Origin of the sequence: Acidovorax sp. BoFeN1 (genome assembly GCF_003345135.1) — a bacterium.
Taxonomy (GTDB): Bacteria; Pseudomonadota; Gammaproteobacteria; order Burkholderiales; family Burkholderiaceae_C; genus Acidovorax; species Acidovorax defluvii.
Map to the genome: position 1 here is coordinate 1 of NZ_QOZT01000187.1, position 421 is coordinate 421.

The 421-nt window shown below is 63.7% G+C and carries 1 protein-coding gene; it reads right to left on the reverse strand.

What is annotated here, in order from left to right:
* On the reverse strand, nucleotides 1-421 hold a 421-nt coding region (locus DTW89_RS19170; RefSeq protein WP_201741046.1), incomplete at both ends, for a nucleotidyltransferase.

A 421-nucleotide genomic window follows, 5' to 3' on the forward strand; every position in this document is an offset into this window, starting at 1 on the left:
TCTCCCATACGCCGGCCGCGCTGGTGATTCGCAGCCGATCGAGCAGGAGGCGAATGTCTTCGCCGTCACGCACGCCGCGTGCCGCAACGACTTTCATCGCGAGAAGGTGCTGCGCGGGTGTGGCTACGACATGCAGGAATGGGTGATCGAAAACGGGGGCGCCTTCACCTGGTGTGCGGGAGACGTACCCGCTGGCCTGATTGTTGAGCCACGTTCGCGGCCAACCCATTTCGTCAGCGACCTCACGAATCGCTTCGAGCATAGGCCCGTCAGTTGAGAACAACGCGTCGATATCGCGAGTGGTGACACGGGAGTTGTAGGCGAGTAGCATCGCCGCCCCGCCGACAACGTGCACCTGACCGACAACGCCTCTGCGTTCCAGCTTGGCCGCCAGGGCAGTGAACGCCCGCTGGAGCTCGGT